Annotated in this window: 16 protein-coding genes; 12 read left to right on the top strand and 4 right to left on the bottom strand. The window is 73.4% G+C overall.

Features of this window, described 5'->3' with window-relative positions; all coding sequences use genetic code 11:
* Window positions 1–21 precede the first annotated feature (21 nt).
* Together ACIQR3_RS13520 and ACIQR3_RS13515 are read left to right on the top strand one after the other, a co-directional pair.
* Window positions 22–2,292 (top strand): ATP-dependent RecD-like DNA helicase, encoded by a 2,271-nt coding sequence (locus ACIQR3_RS13520; protein WP_403538001.1) that lies wholly within the window; start codon window positions 22–24, stop codon window positions 2,290–2,292.
* Between the two features lie 197 nt (window positions 2,293–2,489).
* Window positions 2,490–3,779, top strand: coding sequence for a citrate synthase (locus ACIQR3_RS13515; RefSeq protein ID WP_403538000.1), 1,290 nt, complete (start codon window positions 2,490–2,492; stop codon window positions 3,777–3,779).
* 546 nt (window positions 3,780–4,325) lie between these two features.
* Here the strand turns inward: ACIQR3_RS13515 and ACIQR3_RS13510 are convergent.
* The 3 genes from ACIQR3_RS13510 to ACIQR3_RS13500 all read right to left on the bottom strand — a co-directional run bounded on the left by ACIQR3_RS13510 (window position 4,326) and on the right by ACIQR3_RS13500 (window position 7,333).
* On the bottom strand, window positions 4,326–6,614 hold the full coding sequence (locus ACIQR3_RS13510; protein WP_403537999.1) for a heavy metal translocating P-type ATPase: 2,289 nt from the start codon (window positions 6,612–6,614) through the stop codon (window positions 4,326–4,328).
* 127 nt (window positions 6,615–6,741) lie between these two features.
* The gene (locus tag ACIQR3_RS13505; RefSeq protein ID WP_403537997.1) at window positions 6,742–6,981 is read right to left on the bottom strand and encodes a heavy-metal-associated domain-containing protein; all 240 of its coding nucleotides are present in this window, start codon (window positions 6,979–6,981) and stop codon (window positions 6,742–6,744) included.
* A 151-nt stretch (window positions 6,982–7,132) separates the two neighbouring features.
* Window positions 7,133–7,333: a helix-turn-helix transcriptional regulator gene (locus ACIQR3_RS13500; protein ID WP_403537995.1), complete on the bottom strand. Its 201-nt coding sequence runs from the start codon at window positions 7,331–7,333 to the stop codon at window positions 7,133–7,135.
* 301 nt (window positions 7,334–7,634) lie between these two features.
* Between ACIQR3_RS13500 and iolC the strand changes: the two genes are divergently transcribed.
* The 9 genes from iolC (at window position 7,635) to ACIQR3_RS13455 (ending at window position 20,335) form a co-directional block, all read left to right on the top strand.
* A complete protein-coding gene (gene iolC / locus ACIQR3_RS13495) occupies window positions 7,635–8,585 on the top strand; it encodes a 5-dehydro-2-deoxygluconokinase (RefSeq protein WP_403537994.1) in 951 nt (316 codons plus the stop codon).
* A gap of 174 nt (window positions 8,586–8,759) precedes the next feature.
* The gene (gene mmsA, locus ACIQR3_RS13490) at window positions 8,760–10,262 is read left to right on the top strand and encodes a CoA-acylating methylmalonate-semialdehyde dehydrogenase (protein WP_403537992.1); all 1,503 of its coding nucleotides are present in this window, start codon (window positions 8,760–8,762) and stop codon (window positions 10,260–10,262) included.
* 295 nt (window positions 10,263–10,557) lie between these two features.
* Window positions 10,558–11,973, top strand: coding sequence for an APC family permease (locus ACIQR3_RS13485; protein ID WP_403537991.1), 1,416 nt, complete (start codon window positions 10,558–10,560; stop codon window positions 11,971–11,973).
* A 176-nt stretch (window positions 11,974–12,149) separates the two neighbouring features.
* Entirely contained in the window at window positions 12,150–14,765 is a 2,616-nt protein-coding gene (locus tag ACIQR3_RS13480) for a CocE/NonD family hydrolase (protein ID WP_403537989.1), read from the top strand.
* Window positions 14,766–14,768: 3 nt separating this feature from the next.
* Window positions 14,769–15,632, top strand: coding sequence for an ABC transporter permease (locus ACIQR3_RS13475; protein ID WP_403537988.1), 864 nt, complete (start codon window positions 14,769–14,771; stop codon window positions 15,630–15,632).
* 45 nt (window positions 15,633–15,677) lie between these two features.
* Window positions 15,678–17,183, top strand: coding sequence for a von Willebrand factor type A domain-containing protein (locus ACIQR3_RS13470; RefSeq protein ID WP_403537986.1), 1,506 nt, complete (start codon window positions 15,678–15,680; stop codon window positions 17,181–17,183).
* Between the two features lie 72 nt (window positions 17,184–17,255).
* Entirely contained in the window at window positions 17,256–19,181 is a 1,926-nt protein-coding gene (locus ACIQR3_RS13465; protein WP_403537984.1) for an AMP-dependent synthetase/ligase, read from the top strand.
* A gap of 126 nt (window positions 19,182–19,307) precedes the next feature.
* The gene (locus ACIQR3_RS13460; protein WP_403537982.1) at window positions 19,308–19,448 is read left to right on the top strand and encodes a hypothetical protein; all 141 of its coding nucleotides are present in this window, start codon (window positions 19,308–19,310) and stop codon (window positions 19,446–19,448) included.
* A gap of 266 nt (window positions 19,449–19,714) precedes the next feature.
* The gene (locus ACIQR3_RS13455; protein WP_403537980.1) at window positions 19,715–20,335 is read left to right on the top strand and encodes an LPXTG cell wall anchor domain-containing protein; all 621 of its coding nucleotides are present in this window, start codon (window positions 19,715–19,717) and stop codon (window positions 20,333–20,335) included.
* A gap of 102 nt (window positions 20,336–20,437) precedes the next feature.
* On the opposite strand, the gene ACIQR3_RS13450 is transcribed toward ACIQR3_RS13455, so the two are convergent.
* Window positions 20,438–21,724, bottom strand: a complete 1,287-nt coding sequence (locus tag ACIQR3_RS13450; RefSeq protein ID WP_403537979.1) for an ATP-grasp domain-containing protein — start codon at window positions 21,722–21,724, stop codon at window positions 20,438–20,440.
* A 116-nt stretch (window positions 21,725–21,840) separates the two neighbouring features.
* Between ACIQR3_RS13450 and ACIQR3_RS13445 the strand changes: the two genes are divergently transcribed.
* Window positions 21,841–23,166, top strand: coding sequence for a glycoside hydrolase family 26 protein (locus ACIQR3_RS13445; protein WP_403537977.1), 1,326 nt, complete (start codon window positions 21,841–21,843; stop codon window positions 23,164–23,166).
* Window positions 23,167–23,173 lie beyond the last annotated feature (7 nt).

The raw sequence follows: 23,173 nt of genomic DNA, 5'->3' as shown, positions 1-23,173 counted from the left end.
GCCCCCCGGTACCGTCGGATCATGACCGACCAGTCCGCAGCGGCCCCCGGCGAACGGCGGCTCGCCGTGCTCGAAGGCGTCCTGGAGCGCATCACGTACGCCAATGAGGAGAACGGCTACACGGTCGCCCGCGTCGACACCGGCAGAGGCGCCGGCGACCTGCTCACGGTGGTCGGCGCGCTGCTCGGCGCGCAGGTGGGGGAGTCGCTGCGGATGGAGGGCCGCTGGGGGAGCCACCCCCAGTACGGCAAGCAGTTCCACGTCGAGAACTACACCACCGTCCTGCCCGCCACCGTCCAGGGCATCCGGCGCTACCTCGGTTCCGGTCTGGTCAAGGGCATCGGGCCGGTCTTCGCCGACCGCATCACCCAGCACTTCGGCCTCGACACGCTCACCGTCATCGAGGAGGAGCCCAAGCGGCTGATCGAGGTCCCGGGCCTGGGCCCCAAACGCACCAAGAAGATCGCCGACGCCTGGGAGGAGCAGAAGGCGATCAAGGAGGTCATGCTCTTCCTCCAGACGGTGGAGGTGTCCACCTCCATCGCCGTGCGGATCTACAAGAAGTACGGCGACGCCTCGATCTCCGTCGTCAAGAACCAGCCGTACCGGCTCGCCGCCGACGTCTGGGGCATCGGGTTCCTCACCGCCGACAAGATCGCCCAGTCCGTCGGCATCCCGCACGACAGCCCGGACCGGGTGAAGGCCGGGCTCCAGTACGCGCTGAGCCAGGCCACCGACCAGGGGCACTGCTACCTCCCCGAGGAGAAGCTGATCGCCGACGCGGTGAAGCTGCTCCAGGTCGACACCGGGCTGGTCATCGAGTGCCTCGCCGAGCTGGCCGCCGAGCCGGAGGAGGACGGCGCGGACCCCGGCGTCGTACGGGAGAAGGTGCCCGGCCCGGAGGGCGGGGAGCCCGTCACCGCCGTGTATCTGGTGCCCTTCCACCGGGCCGAGCTGTCGCTGGCCGGGCAGCTGCGGCGGCTGCTGCGGGCCGACGAGGACCGGATGCCCGGCTTCCAGGACGTCCCGTGGGACAAGGCGCTCGGGTGGCTGAAGGGGCGCACGGGGACCGAGCTGGCGCCCGAGCAGGAGGCCGCCGTGAAGCTGGCGCTCACCGAGAAGGTCGCCGTGCTCACCGGCGGGCCGGGATGCGGCAAGTCGTTCACGGTGCGGTCGGTGGTGGAGCTGGCCCGCGCGAAGAAGGCCAAGGTCGTGCTCGCCGCGCCGACCGGGCGGGCCGCCAAGCGGCTGGCGGAGCTGACCGGCGCCGAGGCGTCCACGGTCCACCGGCTGCTGGAGCTGAAGCCGGGCGGCGACGCCGCCTACGACCGGGACCGGCCGCTCGACGCCGACCTGGTGGTGGTCGACGAGGCGTCGATGCTGGACCTGCTGCTCGCCAACAAGCTGGTGAAGGCCGTTCCGCCGGGGGCGCACCTGCTGTTCGTCGGGGACGTGGACCAGTTGCCGTCCGTCGGCGCCGGGGAGGTGCTCCGCGACCTCCTCGCCGACTCCAGCCCTGTCCCCGCCGTCCGCCTCACCCGGGTCTTCCGCCAGGCCCAGCAGTCGGGCGTGGTGACCAACGCGCACCGGATCAACTCCGGTCAGCACCCGGTCACCGACGGCATGAAGGACTTCTTCCTCTTCGTCGAGGACGACACGGAGGAGGCGGGCCGGCTCACCGTCGACGTGGCGGCGCGGCGCATCCCGGCCAGGTTCGGGCTCGACCCGCGCCGGGACGTGCAGGTGCTGGCGCCGATGCACCGGGGACCGGCCGGCGCGGGCACCCTGAACGGGCTCCTCCAGCAGGCCGTCACCCCGGGCCGCCCCGACATCCCCGAGAAGCGGTTCGGCGGACGCGTTTTCAGAGTCGGCGACAAGGTCACACAGATCAGGAACAACTACGAGAAGGGCGAGAACGGCGTCTTCAACGGCACGGTGGGGGTCGTCACCTCCCTCGACCCGGTGGAGCAGCGGCTCACCGTACTGACCGACGAGGACGAGGAGGTCCCGTACGACTTCGACGAACTGGACGAACTGGCCCACGCCTACGCGGTGACCATCCACCGCTCGCAGGGGAGCGAGTACCCGGCGGTGGTGATCCCGGTGACCACCGGCGCCTGGATGATGCTCCAGCGCAACCTGCTGTATACGGCGGTCACCCGGGCGAAGAAGCTCGTCGTCCTCGTCGGTTCCCGCAAGGCGATCGGGCAGGCGGTGCGCACGGTGTCGGCCGGGCGCCGCTGCACGGCGCTGGACTTCCGGCTCGGCGCTCCGGACGCACGTAACAAATGATCGATCAAATGAGTCGCGAAGGTCACAGACCACTTCCCGAAGGGGAGCGGAGGGGGCAGTATGAGCAAGTTGGCGGCACTCAGTGCCGCCGATAGGCCCGATGGTCGACCCCGAGTGCACTCTCCTGAGCCAAGTGGGGGATGGTAGAGACAGTCAGGGCACCTCGAAGATGAGGCACTACGTCGGTGAGGGAAGACGTGAGCGACAACTCAGTAGTACTGCGGTACGGCGACGGCGAGTACACCTACCCGGTGATCGACAGCACCGTCGGCGACAAGGGCTTCGACATCGGGAAGCTCCGCGCCCAGACCGGTCTGGTCACGCTGGACAGCGGTTACGGCAACACCGCCGCCTACAAATCCGCCATCACCTATCTGGACGGCGAAGCCGGCATCCTCCGCTACCGCGGCTACCCGATCGAGCAGCTGGCCGAGCGCTCCACCTTCCTGGAGGTCGCCTACCTGCTGATCAACGGCGAGCTGCCGACGGTCGACGAGCTGGCGTCGTTCAAGGACGAGATCACGCAGCACACCCTGCTGCACGAGGACGTCAAGAACTTCTACAAGGGCTTCCCGCGCGACGCCCACCCGATGGCCATGCTGTCGTCGGTGGTCTCGGCGCTGTCGACGTTCTACCAGGACAGCCACAACCCGTTCGACGAGCAGCAGCGCAACCTCTCCACGATCCGCCTGCTCGCCAAGCTTCCGACGATCGCGGCGTACGCGTACAAGAAGTCGGTCGGCCACCCCTTCGTCTACCCGCGCAACGACCTCGGCTACGTCGAGAACTTCCTGCGCATGACGTTCTCGGTGCCGGCCCAGGAGTACGACCTGGACCCGACGGTCGTCGCGGCCCTGGACAAGCTGCTGATCCTGCACGCGGACCACGAGCAGAACTGTTCGACCTCCACGGTCCGCCTGGTGGGTTCGTCCCAGGCCAACATGTTCGCGTCGATCTCGGCCGGCATCAACGCGCTGTGGGGCCCGCTGCACGGCGGCGCCAACCAGTCGGTGCTGGAGATGCTGGAAGGCATCCGCGACGCCGGCGGCGACGTCGACTCCTTCATCCGCAAGGTGAAGAACAAGGAGGACGGCGTCCGCCTGATGGGCTTCGGCCACCGGGTCTACAAGAACTTCGACCCGCGCGCCAAGATCATCAAGGCCGCCGCGCACGACGTCCTCTCCGCCCTCGGCAAGTCCGACGAGCTGCTGGACATCGCCCTGAAGCTGGAGGAGCACGCGCTCTCCGACGACTACTTCGTCTCGCGCAGCCTCTACCCGAACGTCGACTTCTACACCGGCCTGATCTACCGGGCCATGGGCTTCCCGACCGAGATGTTCACGGTCCTGTTCGCCCTGGGCCGGCTGCCGGGCTGGATCGCCCAGTGGCACGAGATGATCAAGGAGCCGGGTTCCCGCATCGGCCGCCCGCGCCAGATCTACACCGGCGTGGTCGAGCGCGACTTCGTCCCCGTCGAGGAGCGCTGAGGGTTCACCGACGGTCCCGTACCGCCCGGCGGTACGGGACCCACGCGTATCCGGACAAGCGAAAGGCGCCCCGGCGCCGGTCCCCCCACGGGCCGACGACCAGGGCGCCTTCCCATGTCCCGGTGCGGATTCCCCCCACGGGATCCGGCCGGGCGTCTGAGAGAACAGCGCCTGAATCGCTGTACTGCTGTGCCGTCTGGCGTACTGCTGCGGTCTGCCGGGACAGTGCACCTCCGGGAGGGCCGCTCAAAGCTTCCCGGTGTACGTACTGCCCCGGCAACGCATCTCCGGGCAAGTCCCCCAAGACATCCCCGGATGCCAGTTCGCGCCCCCCAAGACGCTCCCTGACATTGTCAACTTAGACCTTCGAATCCCTCCGATGGTTACGTTCGGATCACTGTGAGCTGTGTCTCCCGCTCCTGTCCGTCAGGTGGGCGGGCGACCGGTATGCCGAACGAGACCCCAGCGTAAGGAAGATGCGCGAGCCTTGTGAAGAGCTTATGGGAGAGAGGTGCCGGACTCCAGAGGCGCCCGGGGTTCGAGACCTCAGTGAAATGTGCGCAGCCGGAGGCTGTTGGTGACGACGAAGACGGAGGAGAAGGCCATCGCCGCGCCCGCGATCATCGGGTTGAGCAGCCCGGCGGCGGCGAGCGGCAGGGCGGCGACGTTGTAGCCGAAGGCCCAGACGAGGTTCCCCTTGATCGTGGCGAGGGTGCGGCGGGAGAGCCGGATGGCGTCGGCGGCGACCCGCAGGTCGCCCCGGACCAGGGTCAGGTCGCTCGCCTCGATGGCGACGTCGGTGCCGGTCCCCATCGCCAGGCCCAGGTCGGCGGTGGCGAGCGCGGCGGCGTCGTTGACCCCGTCGCCGACCATGGCGACCGTACGGCCCTCGGCGCGCAGGCGTTCGACGACGGCGACCTTGTCCTCGGGCAGCACGTCGGCGATCACCTCGTCGATGCCGACCTGGCGGGCGACGGACTCGGCGACGGTGCGGTTGTCGCCGGTGAGCAGGACCGGACGCAGGCCGAGCGCCCGCAGCCGGGCGACCGCTTCGGCGCTGGTCTCCTTCACCGCGTCGGCCACGGCGACCATCCCGCGCACCGCGCCGTCCCAGCCGACCAGGACGGCCGTACGTCCCTCCCGCTCGGCCTCCTCGGCGGCCCCCGCGATCTCGTCCGGGACCTGCTCGAACAGGCGCCCCACGGTGACCTCGCGGCCCTCCACGCGCCCGCGTACGCCCCGCCCCGGCACGTTGGTGAAGCCCTCGACCGGGGGCAGCGTGCCGACGCGCTCCGCGGCGCCCGCGGCGACGGCCCGGCCGACGGGGTGCTCGGAGGCGTGCTCGACGGCACCGGCGAGGCGCAGCAGCTCCCGCTCGTCGGTGCCCTGGGCGGCGTACACGGTGTGCAGGGTCATGCGGCCGGTGGTGACGGTGCCGGTCTTGTCGAGGACGACGGTGTCGACGCGGCGGGTGGACTCCAGGACCTCGGGGCCCTTGATGAGGATGCCGAGCTGGGCGCCGCGCCCGGTGCCGACCAGGAGGGCGGTGGGGGTGGCCAGGCCCAGCGCGCAGGGGCAGGCGATGATCAGGACCGCGACGGCCGCGGTGAACGCGGCCACCGTGTCGCCGGTGGCGCCCAGCCAGCCCCCGAAGGTGCCCACCGCGATCAGCAGCACCACGGGCACGAATATCCCGGAGACCCGGTCGGCGAGGCGCTGCACGCGGGCCTTGCCGTTCTGGGCGTCCTCCACCATGCGGGCCATCCGGGCGAGCCGGGTGTCGGCGCCGACCCGGGTGGCCTCGATCACCAGCCGGCCGCCGGCGTTGACCGTGGCGCCGGTGACGGTGTCCCCGGGCGTGACGTCCACCGGCACGGACTCGCCGGTCAGCAGCGAGGCGTCCACCGCCGAGGTGCCCTCGACGACCGTGCCGTCGGTGGCGATCTTCTCGCCGGGGCGTACGACGAACAGGTCGCCGACCGCCAGCCGGTCCGCCGGGACGCGCACCTCGCGGCCGTCGCGCAGGACGGTCACGTCCTTGGCGCCCAGTTCCATCAGCGCCTTGAGCGCGGCGCCCGCGCGCCGCTTGGAGCGGGCCTCCAGATAGCGGCCGAGGAGCAGGAAGACGGTGACGCCCGCGGCCACTTCCAAGTAGATCGCCGAGGAGCCGTCGGCGGGGGAGGCGGTCAGGTCGAAGGGGTGGCGCATGCCCGGCATGCCGGCGTCGCCGAAGAACAGGGCCCACAGCGACCAGCCGAACGCCGCGAGGGTGCCGAGCGTCACCAGGGTGTCCATGGTGGCGGCGCCGTGCCGCAGGTTGGTCCAGGTGGCGCGGTGGAAGGGGAGGCCGCCCCAGACGACGACGGGCGCGGCCAGGGTGAGCGAGAGCCACTGCCAGTTGTCGAACTGCGCGGCCGGGACCATGGCCAGCAGCACGACGGGGAGGGCGAGCAGCGCGGAGACGGCCAGGCGGCCGCCCAGGGCGGACAGCTCCGGGTCGTCGTCGGCCGGCCGGGCCTCCCCGCCTTCGGAGGCCGGCGCGGGCTCGGGCGGGGGCGGTTCCTCCGCCGTGTACCCGGTGCGCTCCACGGTGGCGATCAGGTCGGCGACCTCGATGCCCGGCGGGTAGGAGATCCGGGCCTTCTCGGTCGCGTAGTTCACCGTGGCGGTGACGCCGTCCATGCGGTTGAGCTTCTTCTCGACGCGGGCCGCGCAGGAGGCACAGGTCATGCCCCCGATGCGCAGTTCGGTCCGCGAGCGGCCGGGCGCGTCGTCCCCCGGGGGCGGCGCGGACGGGGGTGGCGCGGACGGGGTGCGGGCGGTGGTGGTGGTCATGCTCCGGCTCCAGACGGCCGACCGGGCGGCATGCGACGCGGCCCGGTCGCGAGGGATGGGCTCCGTGTGCGGACGGCGCGCGGACGTACGCGCGAGCGCGCGTGAGGGCGAGGGGCGGGCGGGCCGCTCAGGCGCGGCCGACGAGCTCGAAGCCCGCCTCGTCCACGGCGGCGCGCACCGCTTCCTCGTCCAGCGCCGCCGCGGAGACGACGGTGACCTCGCCGGTGGAGGCGACGGCCTTCACGGAACTGACGCCGGGGATCTCGCCGATCTCGCCGGAGACGGCGCCCTCGCAGTGTCCGCAGCTCATCCCGCTGACCTTGTAGACGGTGGTGACGGAATCCGAGGTGCCGGTAGGGGCGGTCATGTCTACTCCTCGTCGGGGCGTGTGGGTGGGGTACCCGTGACCCATGGTGGAATCACCTGCCTCCCAGCATACCCCTAGGGGGTACGGGTGTCGTCCGTTCGGGTGCCGGCGGGCCGCCCACGCCGCCGCCCTCGTCGTCGGTGCCGCCGGGTCAGCGCTCCCCGCGCCCCCCTCTGCCCGGCCGGGACGCCACCCAGGCGCGGACCGTGTCGGCGTACCAGTAGGGCCTGCCGGCCTCCACGTGGTCGGGCGGGGGCAGCAGGCCGTGCTTGCGGTACGACCGTACGGTGTCCGGCTGCACCCTGATGTGGGCCGCGATGTCCTTGTAGGACCAGAGGGTTCGGTCGGTCATGCGTCACACCTCCCCGCGCGCGCCCCGGGGGCGGCCGGGAACGGCCGTCGAGGGAGCCGGGCGCCGCGCTGGCGATCATCAACCTGTGACCGTTCAACGACTGAGCGTGAGGGCGGGACGGGTGGTGTACGCGGGTGTGACGGAAGACCGGCGTACCCGCGACAGCCGTGACACGGCCGAGGTGTTCGTGACAGAAGTGACGCACGGAGCGCGCCGGACGGCGGGCGTGGCGCTTTGACGCCGGGGGAAGGGTTCAGGTACGGCAGGGCCGCCGGGACGGACCGACACCGAGGGGCCGCGGATGGCGTACGACGTGATCACCATGGGACGGATCGGGGTCGACCTCTACCCGTTGCAGACGGGCGTCCCGCTGGCGCGGGTCACGTCCTTCGGCAAGTTCCTCGGCGGCTCGGCCACCAACGTCGCGGTCGCCGCCGCCCGCCTCGGCCGCCGCACGGCGGTGATCACCCGTACCGGCGACGACCCCTTCGGCGCCTACCTGCACCAGGCCCTGCGCGACTTCGGCGTCGACGACCGCTGGGTCACCCCGGTGCCCGGACTGCCCACCCCGGTCACCTTCTGCGAGGTCTTCCCGCCGGACCACTTCCCGCTCTACTTCTACCGGCAGCCCAAGGCCCCCGACCTGGAGCTGGACGCCCACGACCTCGACCTGGACGCCGTCCGCGACGCCCGCGTCTTCTGGGTCACCGGCACCGGCCTGTGCGCGGAGCCCAGCCGCACGGCGACCCTCGCCGCCCTCGCGCACCGCGCCGGGACCGGCACGACCGTCTTCGACCTGGACTGGCGCCCCATGTTCTGGGACGCGCCGGACGCGGCCCGCCCCTTCTACCGGGAGGCCCTGCGGCACGCCACCGTCGCCGTCGGCAACCTCGACGAGGTGGAGGTCGCCACCGGCGTCCGCGAACCGCACGCCGCCGCCCGCGCCCTCCTCGACGCGGGCGTGCGGCTCGCGGTCGTCAAACAGGGCCCCGAGGGCGTCCTCGCCGCCGACGACCGGGGCGCGAGCGTCCGGGTTCCGCCGCTGCCGGTCGACGTCCTCAACGGCCTCGGCGCGGGCGACGCCTTCGGCGGTGCCCTCTGCCACGGCCTGCTGGCCGGCTGGGAGCTGGAGCGGACCATGCGGTACGCCAACGCCGCGGGCGCCATCGTCGCCTCCCGCCTGGAGTGCTCCTCCGCCATGCCGACCGCCGGCGAGGTGGCGGCGGCGCTCGCGGCGGGGGCCGTACGGTGACCGTGCCGCGCCGGTCAGGGAACGCCTCCGGCGCGGCGGCACCCCCGCACCTGTCTACGTCGGCCCCGCAACCGCAGACACTGTGTCGGGCCCGGTGGCGGGTCCCCGCCTGATGGGATGTTCTCCGTACCGACCCCTGACCCCGCCCCCCGGTCTGCGAAGGAGTTCACGGCCATGACGGACATCGTCAACCACTGGATCGGCGGCAGGACCGTCGAAGGCACCTCGGGCAGGTCCGGACCGGTGACGAACCCGGCCACCGGCGCGGTCACCGCCCACGTCGCCTTCGCCTCGGCCGAGGAGGTGGACGCCGCGGTCGCCGCCGCCCGGGAGGCGTACGCGACCTGGGGACAGTCCTCGCTCGCCCGGCGTACGGAGATCCTCTTCCGCTTCCGCGCCCTGCTGGACGCCCACCGCGACGAACTGGCCGCGCTGATCACCGCCGAGCACGGCAAGGTGCACTCCGACGCCCTCGGCGAGGTCGCCCGCGGCCTGGAGATCGTCGACCTGGCCTGCGGCATCACCGTGCAGCTGAAGGGCGAGCTGTCGACGCAGGTCGCCACCCGCGTCGACGTGGCCGCCATCCGGCAGCCGCTGGGCGTGGTCGCGGGCATCACGCCGTTCAACTTCCCGGCGATGGTGCCGCTGTGGATGTTCCCCCTCGCCATCGCCTGCGGCAACACCTTCGTGCTCAAGCCGAGCGAGAAGGACCCCTCGGCCTCCGTCCGGATCGCCGAACTGCTCACCGAGGCCGGCCTGCCCGACGGCGTCCTCAACGTCGTCCACGGCGACCGTACGGCCGTCGACCGCCTGCTGGAGCACCCCGACGTCAAGGCGGTGTCGTTCGTCGGCTCGACGCCCATCGCCCGCCACATCCACACCACCGCCTCCGCCCACGGCAAGCGCGTGCAGGCGCTCGGCGGCGCCAAGAACCACATGCTCGTGCTGCCCGACGCCGACCTGGATGCGGCGGCCGACGCGGCGGTGAGCGCCGCCTACGGCTCCGCCGGCGAGCGCTGCATGGCCGTCTCCGCGGTCGTCGCCGTCGGCGCCACCGGCGACGTGCTCGTCGACAAGATCCGCGAACGCGCCGAGAAGATCAAGATCGGCCCCGGCGACGACCCGACCAGCGAGATGGGCCCGCTGATCACCAGGGCCCACCGCGACAAGGTCGCCTCCTACGTCGCGGGCGCGGCGGCCGAGGGCTGCGAGGTCGTCCTCGACGGCACCGGCTTCACCGTCGACGGCCACGAGGACGGCCACTGGATCGGCATCTCCCTGCTCGACAAGGTGCCCACCTCGGCGAAGGCGTACCAGGACGAGATCTTCGGCCCGGTGCTGTGCGTCCTGCGCGCGGAGACGTACGAGGAGGGCCTCGCCCTCATCAACGCCTCCCCGTTCGGCAACGGCACCGCGATCTTCACCCGGGACGGCGGCGCCGCCCGCCGCTTCCAGCTGGAGGTGGAGGCCGGCATGGTCGGCGTCAACGTGCCGATCCCGGTCCCCGTCGGCTACCACTCCTTCGGCGGCTGGAAGGACTCCCTCTTCGGCGACCACCACGTCTACGGCAACGACGGCACCCACTTCTACACTCGCGGCAAGGTCGTCACCACCCGCTGGCCGGACCCGTCCGAGGCCCCGTCCGGCGTCGACCTGGGCTTCCCGCGCCACCACTGACAAACCCGCCCCCGGGCCCGTCCGCGCCGCGGACGGGCCTGTTTTTTACGCCCGGCCGCTGCGGTTCCCGCAGGACGGCAATGCGCGCTCCCCACGGCCCTGTTGTGTCCTGATGGCTATCCAGTACCCCTCTGAGCTGCGAATTCCGTAGGCGATCACCCATTGACGACACGCTTTTCGTCGGGGTTAATGCTGCGCAACCGGGAGCGGACCACGAGGAGTACCACCTGAGCCGCCGGAGGCGATAGCGCTCCCGTCCGTCACCCTCTGCCGCACGAGTCGATCGGACCGCCGCATGACCGACACGCTCCGCCCTGCCGAACCCCTCGTCCCCCCGGCACCGGATGCCGGCACCGGCAGCCCCCGGACCCTGAAGCGCTCCATAGGCGTCGTCGGCGGCACCCTGCTGACGCTCTCCTGCGTAACCCCCGCCTCCACCCTCTTCGTCGTCGTCCCCGACCTGTTCGGCTCCCTGGGCACCGCCACCGCCCTCACCATCGCCATCGGCTCACTGCTCTGTATCGCCGTGGCGTTCTGCTACTGCGAGCTGGGCACCCTCGTCCCCAGCGCGGGCGGCGAGTACGCCATGGTCTCGACGATGGCCGGACGGCTGGCCGGCTGGCTGGTGTTCGTCCTCTCCCTGCTGGTCGTCGTGATCGTCCCGCCGGTCATCGCCATGGGCACCGCCGACTACCTCGCCCCCGTCGTCGACCTCGACCCGTCGGTCGCGGGCGCCGGCGTCATGCTGCTCGCCACCCTGGCCGGCCTGCTCGACCTGCGCGCCAACGCCTGGATCACCGGCGTCTTCCTGGTCCTGGAGGTCATCGCGGCGGCCCTGGTCGCGGTGCTGGGCTTCGCCCACGCCGAGCGCGGCCCCGGCAGCCTCGCCTCGATGGAGGTGGCCGGCCCGGACGGCCACGCGGACACCGTCACCGCCATGCTGGTCGTCTCCGGCCTCGCCATCGCCCTCTTCGTCACCCAGGGCTTCTCCACCGCCGTCTACCTCTCCGAGGAACTGGAGAACCCGCGCCGCAACGTCGCCCGTACGGTTCTGGCCACCCTCGCCATCTCCACCGCGGTCATCCTGGTCCCGGTCGTCGCCCTCACGCTGGGCGCCGCCGACCTGGCCGAGCTGAGCGGCGGCGACATCGGCGCCATGGTCACCGCCTGGTCCAACTCCGCCACCGGCACCTTCGTCAGCCTCTGCGTCGCCCTCGCGATCATCAACGCGGGCATCGTGATGGTCATCCAGAACTCCCGCGTCCTGTTCGCCTCCGCCCGCGACAAGGCGTGGCCCGGCCCGGTCAACACCGTCTTCGCCAAGCTCGGCCGCTTCGGCTCCCCCTGGGTCGCCACCCTCGCCGTCGGTATCCCCGGCGCGGCCCTGTGCTTCGTGAACCTGGACACCCTGTACGGCGTGACGGGCGTGTCGGTCACCGGCATGTACCTGCTGGTCGCCATCGCCGCCCTGCTGGCCCGCCGAGGCCGCCACCACCACGCCGCCGCCTGGCGCATGCCCCTGTGGCCGGCGGTCCCGGTCCTGCTGATCGCCGTACTCGCGTACATCCTGACCCAGCAGGAGACGGAGTACCTCCTGTGGACGGGCGGCATCGCGGCGGCGGCAACTCTCTACTGGGCCTGCTACCTCCGCCCGCGACGCGAGACCCGCTGGCTGGTCTCGATTCCCGAGGACGCGGAGACCAACGGCTAGGGGCGCGGGGCCGTAGAGATCCGCGGTCCGCCGCGTGGGCGCGGCCAGCCGCACACGACCCGCGCCCGCCTACCCCACCCGCAGTACCCACCCCCTACGCGTACCCCCAGCGGAGGGGGCCTTTCTCACCCCCCGGTCGATAACAACCCGACAGCTTCACCCCGTACCGTTACCGCATGGATCTTCGACTGCGCGGCAAGCGCCGTTGGCCGGCCGCCGCGGCCGCTGTCGCGGTGCTGGCCGCCGCCGGCACCTGGACCGCCGCGGCGGACGACGACCCACCGCGGGTGACCCGCACCGACAGAACCCTCACCACCGCCCCCGGCATCCGCATCGACACCTCGTACTTCACCGCGGATGCCGACGGCGACCGCCCCGCCGTCCTCCTGGGCCACGGCTTCGGCGGCTCCAAGGACGACGTCCGCGCCCAGGCCGAGAAGCTGGCCCAGGACGGCTACGCGGTCCTCACCTGGTCCGCCCGCGGCTTCGGCGAGTCCACCGGCAAGATCGCCCTCAACGCCCCCGACGCCGAGGTCGCGGACGTCTCGAAGCTCATCGACTGGCTGGCGAAGCAGCCCCAGGTCCAGCTGGACAAGGCGGGCGACCCCCGCGTCGGCATGGCCGGTGCCTCCTACGGCGGCGCCATCGCCCTGCTGACCGCCGGGCACGACGACCGCGTGGACGCCATCGCGCCCGCGATCACGTACTGGAACCTCGCCGACGCCCTGTTCCCCGACGGCGTCTTCAAGAAGCTGTGGGCCGGCATCTTCGTCAACTCCGGCGGCGGCTGCGCCCGTTTCGAGGACACCCTCTGCGCGATGTACGAGCGCGTCGCCGAGTCCGGACAGCCGGACACCGAGGCCCGCGAACTGCTGGAAGAGCGCAGCCCGCAGGCGGTCGGCGACCGCATCGACGTCCCCACCCTCCTCATGCAGGGCCAGACCGACTCCCTCTTCCCGCTCGGCCAGGCCGACGCCGCCGCCAAGACGATCGAGGCGAACGGCGCCCCCGTCGACGTCGACTGGATCTCCGGCGGACACGACGGCGGCGACCTGGAGGGCGACCGCCTCCAGGCCCGTACGACGGCGTGGTTCGACCGCTACCTGAAGGACGACGAGAGCGCCTCAACCGGCCCCGCCTTCCGCGTCACCCGCACCATCGGCACCGGCAGCGGCGACGGCGAACCCCGCCTCAGCGGCGTCGACTCCGACACCTACCCCGGCCTGACCGCCGACCCCCGCTCCATCGAACTCTCCGGCCGCGAGCAGAGCTTCGAGAACCCGGCGGGCGCCAACCCGCCCTCCGTCTCCGCCCTCCCCGGCCTCGGCGCCGCCGGCGGCCTCTCCCAGCTCTCCTCCCTCGGCATCGGCGTCTCCCTGGACTTCCCCGGCCAGTACGCGGCGTTCGAGTCCGCGCCGGTCCGCGGCGACCTCCAGATCACCGGCTCGCCCACCGTCACGGTCCACGTCGAGTCCACCTCCGACCAGGCCGTCCTCTTCGCCAAGATGTACGACGTCGCCCCCGGCGGCGGCTCGCAGGTCCTCCCCTCCCAACTGGTCACCCCGCTGAGAGCCGAGGACGGCGAGGACGTCACCGTCACCCTCCCGGCGATCGACCACGACCTGGCCGACGGCCACCGCCTGCGGGTGGTGTTCTCCTCCACCGACCTCGGCTACGCCTCCCCGGCGTCCCCCGCCACGTACACGGTCTCCGTCAAGAGCGCCCTGAAGGTGCCGACCGCCCTCGGGGCCACCGGGCAGGCGGCCGGGCTGCCCGCCTGGGTCTGGTGGGCGCCGCTCGCCGGAGCGGCCGTCGCCGCCGCGCTGCTGCTGACCGCCCGCCGCCGCACCGCGGCCCCGCCGCCCGACCCCGCCCTCGCCGAGGTCCCCCTCCAGATCACCGGCCTCACCAAGAAGTACGCCAAGTCCACCGACCGGTACGCGGTCCGCGACCTCTCCTTCCGCGTCGAGAAGGGCCAGGTCCTCGGCCTGCTCGGCCCCAACGGCGCCGGCAAGACCACCACCCTGCGCATGCTGATGGGCCTGATCACCCCGGACGGCGGCGAGATCCGGGTCTTCGGGCACGCCATCGCGCCCGGCGCCTCCGTCCTGTCCCGGGTCGGCGCGTTCGTCGAGGGCGCGGGCTTCCTGCCGCACCTGTCCGGGCGGGAGAACCTGGAGCTGTACTGGAAGGCCACCGGCCGCCCGCCCGAGGACGCCCACCTGGACGAGGCCCTGGAGATCGCCGGCCTCGGCGAGGCGCTCGCCCGCGCGGTGCGCACGTACTCCCAGGGCATGCGCCAGCGCCTGGCCATCGCCCAGGCCATGCTGGGCCTGCCGGACCTGCTCATCCTGGACGAGCCGACCAACGGCCTGGACCCGCCGCAGATCCGCGAGATGCGCGAGGTGATGATCCGCTACGCGGCGGCCGGCCGCACGGTCATCGTCTCCAGCCATCTCCTCGCCGAGGTCGAACAGTCCTGCACCCACCTGGTGGTCATGGACCACGGCCGCCTCGTCCAGGCGGGCCCGGTCCAGGAGATCATCGGCTCCGGCGACACCCTGCTGGTCGGCACCGACGAGCCCCTGGAGGCCCCGGTCGTCGAGAAGGTCGCCGCCCTGCCCGGCGTGGCCTCCGCCGTGCCCGCCGACGACGGCCTGCTGGTCCGCCTGGACCCCGGCGCCACCGCCCGCCGGCTCGTCGCCGACCTGGTGCGCCTGGACATCCCCGTCACGTCGGTCGGCCCGCACCGCCGCCTCGAAGACGCCTTCCTCACCCTGATCGGAGACTGACGCATGCCCACGCTGATGGAGCGGGCCGAGGTCGCCGAGGGCTACCGCCCGGGCCGCACCCTGCCGGTCCGGGTCGAACTGGTCCGCCAGCTCAAGCGGCGCCGCACGATGGCGATGGGCGGCATCCTGTTCGCCCTGCCCTTCGTGCTGCTGATCGCGTTCGCGGTCGGCGGCGAACCGGAGAGCCGCACCGGCCAGGTCTCCCTGATGGACTCGGCCACCGCGTCCGGCGCCAACTTCGCCGCCGTCACCCTGTTCGCGTCCGCGGGCTTCCTGCTGGTCGTCCCCGTCGCCCTGTTCTGCGGCGACACGGTGGCCTCGGAGGCGAGCTGGTCCTCCCTGCGCTACCTGCTGGCGGCACCCGTCCCGCGCGCCCGGCTGCTGCTGTCCAAGCTGACCGTGGGCCTCGCCCTGTCCCTCGCCGCGATCGTGCTGCTGCCCCTGGTCGCCCTCGCCGTCGGCACGGCCGCCTACGGCTGGGGCCCGCTGGAGCTGCCCACCGGCTCCACCCTGGCCACCGGCACCGCCACCGGGCGCCTCGCCCTGACGACGGCGTACGTCTTCGTCTCCCAACTGGTCACCGCCGCCCTGGCGTTCTGGCTCTCCACCAGGACCGACGCCCCGCTCGGCGCGGTCGGCGGCGCGGTGGGTCTGACCATCATCGGCAACGTCCTGGACGAGGTGACGGCGCTCGGCGACTGGCGCTCCTTCCTGCCCGCGCACTGGCAGTACGCCTGGCTGGACGCCGTCCAGCCGCAACTGGACCTCACCCGCATGATCCAGGGCACCTCGCTGTCGGTGACGTACGCCCTGGTCCTGTTCGCCCTGGCCTTCCGGGGCTTCGCCCGCAAGGATGTCGTTTCGTGACCTGACCCGTCCGCACGTTCCGCGCCGGCCCGGCGTCACCGTCACATGCGACGACGACACCAGAGCCCGTTCCTGCTGATCCCGGCGGCCGGCCTGCTGCTCACCGGCTGCACCGTGGGCGGGACCGACGGCGGCTACCGGGCCGCCGACGGACCGGCCGTGAGCCGCGCCCCCGCCACCCCGGCCCCCCTGCCGTCCCCCGACGACCACGACCACCTCTCCACCTTCGCCCTGGACGTCGACACCGCCTCCTGGGACTTCGCCCGCCGCACCCTCGCCGAGGGCCGGCTGCCCGACCCGTCGACGGTCCGCCCGGAGGAGTTCGTCAACAGCTTCCGCCAGGACTACGACCGCCCCGGCGGCGACGGCTTCACGGTCACCGTCGACGGCGCCCGCACCGACGACGCGGACTGGTCCCTGGTCCGGGTCGGCCTGGCCACCCGCGCCGCCGACCGGGAGGGCGACCGCCCGCCCGCCGCCCTCACCTTCGTCGTCGACGTCTCCGGCTCCATGGCCGAACCCGGCCGCCTCGACCTCGCCCGGCACTCCCTCGGCGTCATGACGGACCGGCTGCGCGACGACGACTCGGTGGCGATCGTCGCCTTCAGCGACGAGGCCGAGACCGTCCTGCCGATGACCCGCCTGGGCGAGGGCCGCGACGAGGTCCACGACGCGATCGAGGACCTGACGCCGGCCGACTCCACCGACCTCGGCGCGGGCATCGAGGCCGGCTACGAGACGGCCGTCGAGGGGGTGCGCGAGGGTGCCACGAACCGGGTCGTCCTGGTCTCCGACGCCCTCGCCAACGACGGCGACACCGACGCCGACACCATCCTGGAACGCGTCGCGCACGAGCGCCGCGAGCACGGCGTCACCCTCTTCGGCGTCGGCGTCGGCGGCGACTACGGCGACGCCCTGATGGAACGCCTCGCCGACCGGGGCGACGGCCACACCGCCTACGTGTCGAGCGAGGCGGAGGCCCGCGAGGTCTTCGGCGAGCGACTGCCCCGCCACCTCGACCTGACCGCCCGCGACGCCAAGGCCCAGGTCGCCTTCGACCCCGAGACGGTCGAGGAGTACCGCCTCGTCGGCTACGAGAACCGCCGCGTCGCCGACGACGGCTTCCGCGACGACCGCGTGGACGGCGGCGAGACCGGCCCCGGTCACACGGTCACCGCCCTGTACGCCGTACGCACCGCGCCCGGCGCCGAGGGGCACCTCGCCACCGCCACCGTCCGCTGGCTCGACCCGGACACCCGCGCCCCGCACGAGGCGTCCGGCGAGGTGGGCGCCGACGCCCTCGACGGCTCGGTGTGGACCGCGGACCGCGGCCTGCGCACCGCCGCGACCGCCGCCTACCTCGCCGACGCCCTGCGCTCCGGGCAGCGGGACCCATCCCTGCCCGGCGCCCCGGGCCTCGGCGAACTCGCCGGGCGGGCCCGGGACCTGGCGGCCCGCACCGAGGACGAGGACGTACGGGAACTCGCCGAGGCGATCGAGGCGGCGGCCCGGCTGCTCCGCCCTGACCAGGCGCGGCCCGAACCGGCCTGACCCCTTGACTTTCTTACGCGTGAGTAAGTTGACTCGTCGGTAAGTAAGCGACCGCCACGAGCAGGAGCCGTCATGGGCGTACGCAAGGATCTGAAACGGGCCGCGCGCCGCACCGACCTGGCCGCCCGCGCCCGGCCCGAGCTGGTCAGGGACGGCTCCGGCACGGTGCGCGAGGTCCGCACCGCGCCCCTGGTGACACCCCCGGCCACCGGCTCCACCGCCGACATCCCGTTCACCAACGCCGCCGAGGCCCCCGACGCGGTCGTCCTGCGCCGCCAGGTGGACGGGGAGTGGCTCCCGGTGACCGCGGCGGCCTTCGCCGGCGAGGTGACCGCCGTGGCCAAGGGCCTGATCGCGGGCGGCCTGGAACCCGGCGGCCGGGTCGCCGTGATGGCCCGCACCCGCTACGAGTGGACGGTGCTGGACTTCGCGGTCTGGGCGGCCGGCGGCCAGACCGTCCCCGTCTACCCCACCTCCTCCGCCGACCAGGTCGAGTGGATCGTCCGCGACTCCGGCGCCCGGCACGTCGTCACCGAGACCGCCGAGCACACCGCCACGGTCCGCACCGCCACCGCCGGCCACCCCGCGCCCCCGCGCGTATGGGAACTGGACGCCGGCGCCCTCCCCGACCTCACCGCCCTCGGCGCGTCCGTCCCCGACGAGGAGGTCACCGAGCGCCGCACCGCCCTGACCCCCGACGCGGTGGCGACCCTCTGCTACACCTCCGGCACCACCGGCCGCCCCAAGGGCTGCGTCCTCACCCACGCCAACCTGCACGCCGAGGCCGCCAACACGGTCGAACTGCTCCACCCGATCTTCAAGGCGGCCACCGGCCGGACGGCCTCCACCCTGCTCTTCCTCCCCCTCGCCCACATCCTGGGCCGCACCATCCAGATCGCCTGCCTGCTGGCCCGCATCGAGATCGGCCACTTCCCGAGCATCAAGCCGGCCGAACTCCGCCCCGCCCTCAAGTCCTTCCGCCCGACCTTCCTGGTCGGCGTCCCGTACCTGTTCGAGAAGATCCACGACACCGGCCGCGCCACCGCCGAGAAACTCGGCCGCGGCGCCTCCTTCGACCGCGCCCACCGCGTCGCCGTCCGCTTCGGCGCGGCCCACCTGGACCGGTTCCTCGGCCGGGGCAAGGGCCCCGGCCCCGGCCTGTGGGCCGCCTGGGCCCTGTACGACCTGCTGGTCTACCGCCGGGTCCGCAAGGAACTGGGCGGCCGCACCCGCTACGCCATCAGCGGCGGCTCCCCGCTCGACCGCGACCTCAACCTCTTCTTCTACGCCGCCGGCATCATGATCTACGAGGGCTACGGCCTGACCGAGACCACCGCCGCCGCCACCGTCGTCCCGCCCCTGGAACCCCGCCCCGGCACGGTGGGCAGGCCGGTCCCCGGCACCTCGGTCCGCGTCGCCGACGACGGCGAGGTGCGGATCAGGGGCGACATCGTCTTCGCCGAGTACCGGGGCGACCCGGCGGCCACCGCGAAGGCCCGCACCGACGGCTGGTTCGCCACCGGAGACCTCGGCACCCTGGACGCCGACGGCTACCTCACCATCACCGGCCGCAAGAAGGACCTGCTGGTCACCTCCGGCGGCAAGAACGTCTCCCCGGCCGTCCTGGAGGACCGCCTGCGCAGCCGTCCCCCGGTCGGCCAGTGCCTGGTCGTCGGCGACAACCGGCCCTACGTCGCCGCCCTGGTCACCCTGGACCCCGACGCCGTCGCCCACTGGCTCGCCGTACGCGGGATGCCCGCCGGCACCCCGCTGTCCGAGCTGGTCCGCGACGAGCGGCTGCGCGCCGACGTCCAGCGGGCCGTGGACTGGGCCAACCAGGCCGTCTCCCGCGCCGAGTCCATCCGCGCCTTCCGGCTGGTCGAGGGCGAGTTCACCGAGGAGAACGGGCTGCTCACCCCCTCCCTGAAGGTGAAGCGGCACGCGGCGGTGACGGCGTACGCCGACGAGATCGAGGCGCTGTACGCCCAGGGCCGCTGACCGGCCGCCGTGCGGGCCGACCGGGTGAACCTCCGAAACCATTTGTCCGCCACCCGGTTGATGAGGCCGTAGGACACGCGCCGCTGCGCCTCTGGCACGCGGTCGCCGTGAGGAAAGGAACGCGAAGTGCTCAAGAAGGCAGTGCTCGCCCCGGCGGCAGTCGCTGCGGCGGCAGTCGCTCCGGCCACCGGCACGCCGGTGGCCGCCGCTCCCCACGCGCCCGCCGTCCAGGACGCTCCGGTCCCGCCGGCGGACGCCGAGGACTGAGCCGCCCCGCCCGGCCGGGCGGCCCACTGCTTCCCCACGGGTCGTCCGGCCCCGCACGGGCCGGCCGTCCGCCGACCGGCCGAACGGCGCGCACGCCCGGTCCGGACGCACGACCGCCCCGCCCCGGGGCGCCGGAGCGCGTCCGCCCGTACCAGCCGTCCGGCTGCGTCATCGCCGGCCCCGGCCGACCCGTCGGTCCGGGGGCGGCTTCTCCCACTCCTCCCAGCAGGAAGACAACGAGAGTGCGACAGACCTTGAGTAGGGGAATGGTCGTGGCAGCCGCCGCGACGAGTGTGCTGTCCCTGTGCGGCAGCCCCGCCCTCGCCGAATCGTGGACGGACGGGCCCGCGGTGGACGCGCAGGCCCCGTCCGACGCGCCGGCGCGCGTGTGCGACGAGACCGTCGGCGGCGTCGCCGCCCTGAACCGGGCGTTCGGCGAGGCCTGCTCCCACGGCACGGACGCCGCGGAGGCCAAGGGCTACGGCTACGGCGACGAGGACGAGCAGGCACCGTCCGACCTGCCGCTGGACATCTGCGGCGCCACGGACAACCTGGCCGGCGTCGACAACTACGCCTCCGTCAACATCTGCGTGGAGGAGGAGTCCGAGAAGGGCGGCCACCACCCGGGCTACGGCGACGACGACACCCCGTCGACCACGACCCCGCCGGTGGAGCACCACACCCCGCCGGCCGACACCCCGGCCGTCGAGCAGCCCGAGCCGCAGGGCGGTCACGAGGAGGCGGCCCCGCCCGCCGAACCGGCTCCCGTCCTGGCGGAGACCGGTGGCGACGCCACGACCGCCCTGGGCGCCGCGGCCGGTTCCGTCGCGCTGATCGCCGGCGGCGCCCTCCTGTACCGCCGGTCCCGGGCCGCGTCCCGCCCGTAGCGACACCTCACCCCGGGTGCCGGACGTCGCCGTCCGGCACCCGACGCATGTTCCCTCGCGCCTGTTCCGCCTCGCGTCCGTTCCCCCTCCCGTCCGTCCCCCTCAGCGGCTGCCCGCCCGTTCGTCGTCGGCCAGGCCCGTCGGATCGGCCGGTGCCGCCTGCGCCGGCACCCGCGCCACCCGCGCGGGCCCGGCGTCCCGCGGGCCCCCGTCCGTGCGGCGCAGCCGCCGGCCCAGCCGGTCCGCCACATGCCGGCCCCACAGCCCCCACAGCGCCCGCCCCGGCCCCCGGTCGTCGCGCGCGTGCCAGGCCAGTTCCCGCCCGCCGCGCACCGGCCACAGCGCGGTCAGCGGCGCGTAGTTCTCCACCACGAACGCCCGCCCCGGCACCGGCGCCCCCTCCGGCAGCGGCCGGTGCGTCAGATCCAGGTGCAGGGCGCGTACGACGTCCAGGCCGGCGGTGTCGGCGAACAGCCGGAACTGGGCGCCCGGGCGCGGGTTGAAGTCGAGCAGGTGGTAGGCGCCCGTCGCGCCGCAGCGCCGGAAGTCCAGGTCGAGGATGCCGCGGTAGCCCAGCTCCCCGACCAGCCGCTCCGCCAGCGCCCGTACCCGCGGATTCGGTGTCCAGCGGCCCGCCGCCGTGAGCCCCGCGCCGCGCGGCCGGGACCGCGTCTTGCGTCCGGTGCCGCCCGCGCGCAGCACCCCGGACCGGTCGGCGTACCCGTGGCAGAACCAGTCCCGGTCCCGGCCCGGCGGCAGGAACGCCTGGAACAGCAGCCGGCTGCCCGCCTCCTCGGCCCGCAGCGCCAGCTCCCGCGCCTGCCGGGCCGAACGCACCAGCACCGTGCTGCGCAGCCCGCTGCCGGGCGGCAGCAGCCAGGGCCGGCTCCACTTCGCCACCACCGGCAGCCCCAGCCGCCCGGCCGCCCGGACGGCGTCGTCCGGCCCGTCCGCGACCAGCGTGCGCGGATGCGGCACACCCAACGCCGCGCACACCTCGGCCAGTTCCGCCTTGTCCGCCACCCGTTCGGCCACCGCCCCGCGCGGCTCGGGCAGCAGGAAGGCGGGCGCCAGCTCCTCGCGCAGCCGGCCCACCGCGACGGCGCCCGCGTCGTCCATCGGGATCAGTACGGCGGGACGCGCGAGGCGGACGGCCACCCGCCCCAGCGCCGCCGCGAGGTCGGCCGGGGACGCGCCGGGCGGCGGCGGGGCGTGCACCCCGCCCAGGTACCGGGACGCCCGGACGGGGCTGTCCGCGCAGTCGGCGACGACGTGCACCTCGACGCCCGCCCGGCCGAGCGAGCGCACGGCACCGAGCGTTCCGTGGTGGAAGGGGTTCCGGTCGGTCCGCAGCAGAACGGCGGGGACGCGGATGTCGAGCATCGACACGGACTTGTTTCCTTCGGATCGGAGAAACACCCGGAAGCCGTACCGGCGGTGGCGAGGGTCCTTCTCATGTGACTGAGTGTCAGTGGACGAACACAACCGCGGAGAAGGGAGCCGGCATGGCCCGACAGCAGTCGAGGGTCCGGTCCGGGCGGCGGCAGGCGTGTGTCGCGGCGGCCGTCATGGCATCGGTCGTGCTGGCCGCGGGCCCGGGAGCCGCCGTCGGCGACCCGCCCGATCCCGTCTCCGCCCCGGCCCCCGCCACCGTCCCCGTACCGACGCCCACGGCACCTGCGTCCGGGAAGCCGTCCGGGGAGGCGTCCGGTGAGCCGTCCGGGGAGTCGTCCGAGGAGGCGGTGCCCGGCTTCGCCTTCGGCGCCTACCTCGACTACGGTCCCCGCGGCGTGACCCGGATGGCGGAGCTGAGCCAGTGGCTGGGCGGGGCCGACCTGCGCGTCGGTCACACCTACCTGCCCGGGGACCGCTGGAGCAACATCGAGGGCGCCCCCGGCTTCCTCGACGTCTGGGCGCGCTGGCGGGCCGAGCGGGACGACCGGATGCTCGTCCTCAACGTGCCGATGCTGGAGCGCAACGAGGAGGGCCTCGACGACGACGAGGTGCGGGACCTGCTGCGGCAGGGCGCGGCCGGCCGGTTCGACCACCACTTCCGGGCGCTGGCCGAACGGCTGGTGCGGCTGGGCGTGCCGGACACCGTCCTGGTGCTCGGCTGGGAGATGAACGGCACCACGTACACCCACCGCTGCGGCCCGGACCCCGAGGCATGGAAGGCGTACTGGAACCGGATCGTCGCCGCCATGCGCGCGGTGCCGGGGCAGGAGTTCCGCTTCGACTTCACCCCGAGCCGGGGCCGGGACGCCGTGCCGTGGACGGAGTGCTACCCGGGGGACGGGACCGTCGACGTCATCGGCATGGACGCCTACGACCAGCCGCGCGGCATGCCCTTCGAGGAACAGGTGCGGGAGCCCTACGGCCTCCAGGCGCACGTGGACTTCGCGAAGGCGCATGGCAAGCCGGTCTCGTACCCCGAGTGGGGGCTGTTCCGCAACGGTGACAACGCCGCGTACATGAAGGGCATGCTCGCCTGGATGGACGAGCACGAGCCGCTCTACAGCACGCTCACCGACTACTGCCCGCACGGCGTGTGGACCTGCGACGACAACCCCCGGTCGGCCGCGGTCTACCGGTCCGTGCTCTTCGGCCGCGGCGACGGCCCGGACACCGGGCCGACACCGGACCCCACACCGGACCCCACACCGGTCCCGACGCCGGACCCGACCGCCCCCGTACCCACTCCCGAGCCCACTCCTCGGCCCACCCCGCGGCCCTCGGACGACTGTGCGCCGCTGGACCTCGGCGACTGGGTCGAGTACTGGCTCGGCGGCAGGCTCTGCATGCGCCTGGACTGGTCCGCGCGCTCCCGGTAGCGCCCCG

Origin of the sequence: Streptomyces sp. NPDC090994 (assembly GCF_044768905.1) — a bacterium.
Lineage (GTDB): Bacteria > Actinomycetota > Actinomycetes > Streptomycetales > Streptomycetaceae > Streptomyces.
This window is presented reverse-complemented; position numbering and strand designations above follow the sequence as displayed.

Bases quoted from the DNA above. Each gene is read 5' to 3' on its own strand.
- ACIQR3_RS13520 (WP_403538001.1), top strand. From the start codon at position 22: ATGACCGACCAGTCCGCAGCGGCCCCCGGCGAACGGCGGCTCGCCGTG.
- ACIQR3_RS13510 (WP_403537999.1), bottom strand. From the start codon at position 6,614: ATGACCACCACCACCGCCCGCACCCCGTCCGCGCCACCCCCGTCCGCG.
- ACIQR3_RS13505 (WP_403537997.1), bottom strand. From the start codon at position 6,981: ATGACCGCCCCTACCGGCACCTCGGATTCCGTCACCACCGTCTACAAG.
- ACIQR3_RS13500 (WP_403537995.1), bottom strand. From the start codon at position 7,333: ATGACCGACCGAACCCTCTGGTCCTACAAGGACATCGCGGCCCACATC.
- iolC (WP_403537994.1), top strand. From the start codon at position 7,635: ATGGCGTACGACGTGATCACCATGGGACGGATCGGGGTCGACCTCTAC.
- mmsA (WP_403537992.1), top strand. From the start codon at position 8,760: ATGACGGACATCGTCAACCACTGGATCGGCGGCAGGACCGTCGAAGGC.
- ACIQR3_RS13485 (WP_403537991.1), top strand. From the start codon at position 10,558: ATGACCGACACGCTCCGCCCTGCCGAACCCCTCGTCCCCCCGGCACCG.
- ACIQR3_RS13480 (WP_403537989.1), top strand. From the start codon at position 12,150: ATGGATCTTCGACTGCGCGGCAAGCGCCGTTGGCCGGCCGCCGCGGCC.
- ACIQR3_RS13475 (WP_403537988.1), top strand. From the start codon at position 14,769: ATGCCCACGCTGATGGAGCGGGCCGAGGTCGCCGAGGGCTACCGCCCG.
- ACIQR3_RS13470 (WP_403537986.1), top strand. From the start codon at position 15,678: ATGCGACGACGACACCAGAGCCCGTTCCTGCTGATCCCGGCGGCCGGC.
- ACIQR3_RS13465 (WP_403537984.1), top strand. From the start codon at position 17,256: ATGGGCGTACGCAAGGATCTGAAACGGGCCGCGCGCCGCACCGACCTG.
- ACIQR3_RS13455 (WP_403537980.1), top strand. From the start codon at position 19,715: ATGGTCGTGGCAGCCGCCGCGACGAGTGTGCTGTCCCTGTGCGGCAGC.
- ACIQR3_RS13445 (WP_403537977.1), top strand. From the start codon at position 21,841: ATGGCCCGACAGCAGTCGAGGGTCCGGTCCGGGCGGCGGCAGGCGTGT.